Origin of the sequence: Methylobacterium segetis, assembly GCF_004348265.1 — a bacterium.
Taxonomy (GTDB): Bacteria; Pseudomonadota; Alphaproteobacteria; order Rhizobiales; family Beijerinckiaceae; genus Methylobacterium; species Methylobacterium segetis.
In genome coordinates, this window is sequence record NZ_SMNT01000165.1 from 1 (window position 1) to 6,954 (window position 6,954).

General features: G+C 64.0%; 6 protein-coding genes and 2 pseudogenes. 2 read left to right on the plus strand and 6 right to left on the minus strand.

The annotated features are described in order from the left end of the window. Positions 1 to 176 (minus strand): annotated as a pseudogene (locus E1J50_RS28235) (transporter); the annotation flags it as partial. Between the two features lie 862 nt (positions 177 to 1,038). Between E1J50_RS28235 and E1J50_RS25115 the strand changes: the two are divergent. Beyond that, positions 1,039 to 1,791: a lytic transglycosylase domain-containing protein gene (locus E1J50_RS25115; protein WP_207919292.1), complete on the plus strand. Its 753-nt coding sequence runs from the start codon at positions 1,039 to 1,041 to the stop codon at positions 1,789 to 1,791. Positions 1,792 to 2,001: 210 nt separating this feature from the next. Here E1J50_RS25115 and E1J50_RS25120 read toward each other — a convergent pair whose 3' ends face one another. Both E1J50_RS25120 and E1J50_RS25130 read right to left on the minus strand, forming a co-directional pair. After that, complete coding sequence (locus E1J50_RS25120) at positions 2,002 to 2,175, minus strand: CsbD family protein (RefSeq protein ID WP_132256878.1); 174 nt, start codon at positions 2,173 to 2,175, stop codon at positions 2,002 to 2,004. A gap of 492 nt (positions 2,176 to 2,667) precedes the next feature. Continuing rightward, positions 2,668 to 3,729: pseudogene (locus tag E1J50_RS25130) on the minus strand (IS630 family transposase). 112 nt (positions 3,730 to 3,841) lie between these two features. Between E1J50_RS25130 and E1J50_RS25135 the strand changes: the two are divergent. Continuing rightward, complete coding sequence (locus tag E1J50_RS25135) at positions 3,842 to 4,489, plus strand: DedA family protein (RefSeq protein ID WP_132256882.1); 648 nt, start codon at positions 3,842 to 3,844, stop codon at positions 4,487 to 4,489. A 416-nt stretch (positions 4,490 to 4,905) separates the two neighbouring features. On the opposite strand, the gene E1J50_RS25140 is transcribed toward E1J50_RS25135, so the two are convergent. The 3 genes from E1J50_RS25140 to E1J50_RS25150 all read right to left on the minus strand — a co-directional run. Beyond that, positions 4,906 to 5,463 carry a hypothetical protein gene (locus tag E1J50_RS25140; RefSeq protein WP_132256884.1) on the minus strand — a complete coding sequence of 186 codons (558 nt, stop codon included), beginning with the start codon at positions 5,461 to 5,463 and terminating at the stop codon, positions 4,906 to 4,908. A gap of 246 nt (positions 5,464 to 5,709) precedes the next feature. Next, positions 5,710 to 6,441: a hypothetical protein gene (locus E1J50_RS25145; protein ID WP_132256886.1), complete on the minus strand. Its 732-nt coding sequence runs from the start codon at positions 6,439 to 6,441 to the stop codon at positions 5,710 to 5,712. Then, a partial coding sequence (locus E1J50_RS25150) for a transposase (protein ID WP_245516751.1) occupies positions 6,431 to 6,954 on the minus strand: 524 nt, incomplete at its 5' end. The genes E1J50_RS25145 and E1J50_RS25150, both read right to left, overlap by 11 nt.

The window sequence follows — 6,954 nt, forward strand, 5'->3', positions numbered from 1 at the left end:
ACGTCGGGCGAGCGGTACAGGAACGTGTTCAGCGCGTAGACGCCCTCGGGGAGCGGGGCGCCGACCGCGAGGCCGACCTGCTCACCCGGAACCGTCGTGGTCTGAGCGAAGGCGGCGGTCCCGGTCATACCGACGGAGAGCGCGACCGCTCCCGCGGCGAGCCAGTTCTTCATCATTTTGTCTTTCCTTCCCAAGGATTTCAGGCGTGCGCCCCGTAGCCTTGTGCACAACATTGCCGGTTTGCCGACCGCGTCGGCTTCCGCCCCAATGGTGCCAAGCGCCCCCTTACGGCCCCACCTCAAGTCTCAACGCTGAGAACTATTCTACAGCCGCGCTCGGAATGACAGCGGGAATGGCGCGGCTTTGCGCTTCGGGCAGCGAGAGTTGCACAAAAGCCGCATTGTTGCCGCACTGCAAAATGGGAAAATTGGCGGCACCTGGGGGCAATTTGCCGCTCGATGGGAGCATTCCGCTGCGGTCGCCGTAACGAATAGCGCTGAAGCAGCAATCACTTGATGGAAGACTAGGACCCGGGGGCGATCACGCAATTTGCTTGGGGGCATCGCGCAAGGAGAGCGTGAACAGGATAGTTCACAGAGGCAAGCAAGGGGTCCATGCCCCAACCCGATTGGCCCTGATCAGCACGAATCGGTCCCATAGTGAGAGGCTGACTCGTCGACCACTTGATTCTCCCCCCATTGCAGTGGTCCGGCCTTTGGTATGCCTTCTGAGCGACTGTGCTGCGGATGGCATGGCGCGACCTCAGGGCATCGCCGGAATCAGAAGTCTCGTCCGCCATCGCTCCTTCTATTCGGTAGTCGCGAGCAGCCTGTGTAGAACGGACGAGACTACGCGGAGCCCGAACTTCGGCCCAACTTCCGTCATGGCAGTGTTGTTTAGGATGCCGCGCGATCAAGCTTGAGGGAGCGTCGCGGCCATGCAAGCGTGGCCATACGTGTCGTGTTCGGACCCGGAATGGAACTCCTTCGGCAGACGAGTGTGAGTGTGTACCGGGCCAGGGAGGCTCGGCGCGCGCTCATGACTGCCGTCCACCGGCTCGCCGCGAACCGACAGGTCGGTATGCTCGCCGCAGCCGCCGCGTTGCTCGTCTATGCCCCTGACGCTCCGCTGCGCGATGATGCACTGAGCCGTCCAGTCGTGGCCACCGAAGCTCCTCCTCCGGTCGTGGTGGGCATGGCCATGCCAAGCATCGTTGCGACCACTGCTGCTGGAGGCGCTGCCTACGCCTATGCGCAGCAGGCGCTCATAATGGGCAGCGCCATCCACTTCGAGCGGTCCGCGTTCCAGACGATCGAGGAGGCTTGGTCGGCGGCCTTCTTCGGTGACAAGCAGCGCATGAGCGAGTTCATCGAACATGCTGCGGTCATCAACGGCCTGCCGGTCGAGTTCCTGATGCGCCTTCTGCGACAGGAGAGCGGCTTGAACCACCGAGCCGTCAGCCGAGCAGGTGCGCAAGGGGTCGCTCAGTTCATGCCAGGAACTGCGAGCGCGCGCGGGCTGGTAGATCCGTTCAACCCCTTCGAAGCCATCCCGAAATCCGCAGAACTGCTGAAGGAGTACCGGACCCGTTTCGGAAACCTTGGGTTTGCCGCCGCAGCCTACAACGCCGGCCCGCAGCGGGTCAGGGATTGGCTCTCCGGCCGTTCGCTGCTGCCGAAGGAGACGCGGGACTACGTCGCAAAGATCACGGGCAGGACGACCGACGATTGGCGGCAGAGCGGCGAGATCTATGCTACGGCCGAGCCATGGCTCGACTCGTTGCGGAAGTAAGCTTCTGAGTAGTGATTCGCTGCGCTTATTGCGAGAGCAGGGCCGCTCCGGTCTGGGCGCTCAGTGAAATACGCCGAACAGCCAGAGCAGCAAGATGATCGGCAGCGGAATGCCGAGCAACCACAGAAGACCACCTTTCAGCATCGTACTTCTCCTTTCCAAGGCAGCCCTCACCAGCCCGGTCACGGGTCCGGGAGGGCCAATCGGCTGCTACTTGCCTTTGAGCGTGTCCTTGATGCCGCCCACGACGTTCTGGATCTTGCCTTTGACCTGATCCATTACGCCGTCCCGGCGCATCTTCTCGTCGCTGGTCAGCTTGCCAGCGCCTTCCTTGATCTTGCCGCCCATGTTGGTGGCCACGCCTTCCACTCGATCCTTGTCCATCGCTTCCTCCAAGTGGGTCAGAAAGCCTAACTTCCCAACCGCCCAAACGAGCAGCAGACAAGGACCGTTCCGAGTTGCTGGAAAAGGAATGGAGTGGGCGGTGCTGCGGTTCTTCGGAATCAGAAACACGGAGACGCACGATGAGGCGGATAGCTTTTCTGCTCGCGGCTGCCACGCTCGTGAGCGCCCCAGCCTTTGCTGCTGAAGAAGGTGCTGCTGCCGGTGGCGCAGTTGGTGGACCGGTCGGTGCTGCTGTGGGTGCGGGCATTGGGCATGCTGCCACGGGACCTGATCGCGGCACGGCGGTTGAGCGGCGAGGCGGCTGCTCGCACACGACTGTGCGCAAGGAGAACGAGGTCGGTGACTCGAAGGCTGTGCACCGAGAAGACTGCGACTGAACCGGGGTGCTGCGTCTCCCACCAGCCGCCTAGCCGTGTGTCTGCGGCTGGTCGGGAAGGTCCCTAGCTCACCTGTAATACCAATCGGTGGTGATCATAACTGATAGGCCCAATCGCGCAGGCCGATGGACATGATCTTCCAAGGCTGGTCGATGAAGCGGCTCCAGGCCTCGCAGCAGCGATCGACGAGGTCGTCGTAGGAGCCAAAGATCCGGTCGCCGAGCCAGTTGTCGCGGAGGAACTGCCAGACGTTCTCGACCGGGTTGAGTTCCGGCGCGCAGGGCGGCAGCGGCAGCAGGGTGATGTTGGCGGGCACGAGGAGGTCGTGGGCGCTGTGCCAGCCCGCGCCGTCCAGCATCAGCACGGCGTGGGCGCCGGGATCGACGCTGCGGCTGATCTCAGCCAGATGCAGGCTCATCGCCTCGCTGTCGCAGCGGGGCAGGACGAGGCCGGCCCCCTTGCCCTTCTCCGGGCAAATCGCCCCGAAGATGTAGGCGTAGGCCGTGCGCTGATCCTTGAGGGCCGAGGGGCGGCTGCCACGACGTGCCCAGCGGCGCGGCAAGGTATTCTTCTGGCCGACGCGGGCTTCGTCCTGCCACCACAGCTCGATGGCTGTTCCAGGCGGCAAGCCCGCGCGGATCGCGCTCACGGTGGCGGGCAGGCTTTTTTGAACGCCGCCAAGGCGGCCGGGTCCTGCTCATGGTGGCGTGGGCGGGCCGACAGCTTGCGAAACCCCATCTGCTTGAGCGTGCGGCCGAGCGTGCTCTCGTCCAGGCTGATCCCGAAGCTGGCGTAGACCCAGGCGGCCAGGTCCTTCAAACGCCAGCGCACCATGCCATCCTGCTCCAGATCCGGCCCTTCCTCGATGACCCGCGCCAGTGCCTGCCGCTGGGCCGCGCCCAGCTTGGGTGAGTTGCCCGGCGCCTTGCGGTCGATCAACCCCGCTGGGCCTTGCGCGTTGAAGGCGAGCACGAGAGTCGCGCACCGTCTGCAAGCCCACCGCCCCGGTCCGGGCCGCGTCCCTGCGGCTGCCGCCCTCGTAGATCGTCGCCAGCGCCAACAGCCGGCGGCTCTGGCCGGCATCCCGGCTCGCCCGAGCCAGGCGCCGCAGATCATCGGCACTGAAGTCCTCGCGCAGCGGCACGGCAGCGGACATGGCAAACCCCTCCGTCCGCTTCATCGAATCACAGCTGCCGCGCTGGGAAAACCCCGTGAGTCTCCCTCACCGCCGGTTGGTATAAGGTGTCGATCCAGGCGTCTGTGCGTGCATGCTGGAGTTCATCCTCGGTGACCTGTCCCATCTGATTGCGACGCACGGGCTCTGGATCGTGGCGCTGGTGATCGGTCTGGAGAGCATGGGCCTGCCGCTCCCTGGTGAGACGTGTCTCGTCACCGCCTCCCTCTACGCTGGAGCAACCGGCAATCTCTCCCTCGGCGCGGTCATTGCGGCAGCCGTGGCAGGAGCGGTGATTGGCGACAGCATCGGCTTCTGGATCGGCCGCAGCGTGGGGCAGCGGACGCTCATCCGTTTTGGGCCGCGCATCGGCATCACGCCCCAGAAGATCAAGCTCGGGCGCTATCTCTTCCTGCGCCACGGAGGCAAAGTCGTGTTCCTGGGCCGGTTCGTGGCCGTGCTGCGCGTGTTGGCGGCGCTGTTGGCGGGTGCCAATCGGATGGCGTGGCCGCGCTTCTTCCTGTTCAACGCCACGGGCGGCCTAGTGTGGGCGACGATGTTTGCCTGCGGAGCCTATTTCTTCGGCTCGCGCATTGAGGCGGTGACCGGACCGGTAGGTATCGCCCTGCTGGTACTGGCCACGGCTGGGCTGGTCTGGCTCGTGGTCCTGCTGCGCAGGCACGAGGCGCGACTGCTGGAAGAGGCTGAGCGAGCGCTCCCCGGCCCGCTGGCACCTACCTGAGGCCGGCTGAGCAGGATCACGCCGCCCTACTCGTCTACCCTCACTGCCAAGGCACCGCTTCCAGCCCTATTAGCGTTCGTAGCGACCGCAAGCTCGGAGTGCGGCGCAGTGGCGTCCAGCGAGCAAGTAAGCTCTCCCGAGCAGGTCTGCAGCCCGGCAGTCGGTCCGACCAAGCCGCGCCTGCTAAACGTGTTCGGCCCTGGTCTCATCTCCAGAGCTTCAGACGACGATCTGAGTGGCATCGCCACCTACAGCTAAGCAGGCGCAGTTCGGCTTTTCGGTCCTCTGGACTCTGCGGTTCACCTGCCCGCCTAGGTGCGTTGCGCGGGCGATCAGCGCCCGAATCGGCCGCACCACGGGTCGAGGCATCGCTGGCAACCTGCACAAGCATTGCCTAGCCGCACTTGCGTTCAACCCTAACGGGAAGCTGAGGTAGTCTCGATCGAATACGAGCCGATCTTCTCACCCGCCGTTTGGGTTACACCCTCGACAGGGGCGGCGAGCCGTGAGGAGCGCAGGTCAAACTTTCCGGACAAGCCCTTGAACTTGCCAGTGCCGCCCGTCCACTCGGCGCTGCCCTTCACGTATGGAGCTATGGGCTGAACCGGGTACTCGTAGCTCTCGAAGACGTGGTCACCATCCTTGTCCGCGTAGTCGCAGAAGCCCGTGTAGCCGAACGTCTTGGCGTCGCTGTCGATGGTCACGGCCGTGGTGCAGCGACCCGCCATGTTGTGGAGCAGACCCTTTCCATCCTGATTGATGGCGGTCATAACCGAATTTCCGGTGGTGAAGGCCCGCTTCGAATCGAGCATGATGGGTTTCATGGGATTCATGTTGACGGCCGTGAAGGTGATGCGGAAGTCACCCTTGGCGGGAAGCGAGTCACTGCGGTTCGCGGTAGATTCTTGGCTGTATGCGGGCGAGAACGATACGAACAGAGCCCCACACAGGACGATTCGAGAAAGACACGACATGACGCCTCCTCCTTGTGAACTGTAGTGCACTCGCTGCGCGGATAGTTGCCACAACCGCTTGGCGCAAATTAATTCACGGATGCTTGTTGAATAGTTGCCCATTGCTCACGTGTAGGTAGTCGAATGCAGCCATCGCGTGCGATGTGACCGGTTGCGAGTGCTCAAAGCAGCGGCGTGATCAACTTGCACCCGGCCTTCGCTGAAGGCCACGGAGAGCCGCCAATCACGGCGCTCTCCTACGAGGGCTCAGCCGCACTGGACCAGATCGTCCGAGTGGTGATGAACGTGATCCGCCCGTGCCTCATGGTGCCAGTCATGGCTGTTGTGCTCGCCCGCATCCGTGCCGCCGCCATAGCCGCCGTTGCTGTCAGGCGCATCGGCATCGCCGGTCAGTAGGGCTAGGATTTCGTTGACCGGGAACGGTTCAGCGTCGATGCCTTCGAAATCGGACAGATCTACCGCCTCGAACGTCAGGTCCGCCCTACCGTTGGCATCGACCGTGAAGATGAAGTGATCGGTGCCATCGGCGGCATCGAAGCGGTGCGGGTCGGCACCGGGGTCAATCAGCGGGGCGACGAAGCTCAGCACTTCCTTTTCGAGCGCGAGGGCTTCCCCGCTGTAGTTGGTATAGGCTTCGACCCGGAGACTGCTGCCGTCCGTCCCGACCGCCAGCTTCAGGGAATTGTCGTAGCCGTAGAACTCCGGGTGGGCCGGGTCGCCGCCCGAGATGATGCCGAGGAATTCCTGGGTCGGGAACGGATCGGCGTCGATGCGGTCGAATTTGTGTTCCGAGGAGTCGCGGAACGTGAGGTCAGCCACGCCGCTCTGCGTGTTGACCTTGATGATGAAGTGGTCGGTGCCGTCGATTTCGTCGAAACGGTCGGCGTCAGCGCTCGGGTCGGTTAGGCCGCCGATGAACCGCGCCACCTCCTTCTCCAGCGCGATGTCATTCGCGTTAGACCCCGTTTCATAATGCACGCGCCAATCGTCTGACGAGGATCATAGCGGCGGCCAAGACGAAGAAGGCGAGCGCGGAGGAAGGCGTCGCCTCATGATCGCGGGCCAGCCTGCGGCACCGGCTGATCCAACCGAAGGTGCGGTCGATCACCCAGCGCCGCGGTTGAACGGCAAAGCCCTTCTGTCCTTCCTTGGGCACGATGATCTCGACGGTGATGGCCGTGGCGGTGCCCAAACGATCGCCTCTGTAGGCGCGATCGGCGAAACAGTGGGCCAAGAAGGGCCAAAGGCGGCGCGAGGCGCGCAGGAGCGCGAGGCCGCCGTGGCTGTCGTGCAGATCAGCAGGCGAGACAGCAGCTACGAGCAGGCGCCCATCCGTGTCAGTGAGCGCGTGACGCTTGCGCCCAACGACACGCCTGGCTGGATCGTAGCCGCGTGGACCTTCGACACCGACGCCGCCCGAGCGCGTCGCCTGGGCATCCAGGATGGCACCGCTGGGGCTTGCTTCGCATCCAGTTCGCTCGCGATCTGCCA

What these genes read in the sequence shown, in the direction of transcription:
- E1J50_RS25120 (WP_132256878.1), bottom strand. Translation starts at nt 2,175, where the DNA reads ATGGACAAGGATCGAGTGGAAGGCGTGGCCACCAACATGGGCGGCAAG.
- E1J50_RS25140 (WP_132256884.1), bottom strand. Translation starts at nt 5,463, where the DNA reads ATGTCGTGTCTTTCTCGAATCGTCCTGTGTGGGGCTCTGTTCGTATCG.
- E1J50_RS25115 (WP_207919292.1), top strand. Translation starts at nt 1,039, where the DNA reads ATGACTGCCGTCCACCGGCTCGCCGCGAACCGACAGGTCGGTATGCTC.
- E1J50_RS25135 (WP_132256882.1), top strand. Translation starts at nt 3,842, where the DNA reads ATGCTGGAGTTCATCCTCGGTGACCTGTCCCATCTGATTGCGACGCAC.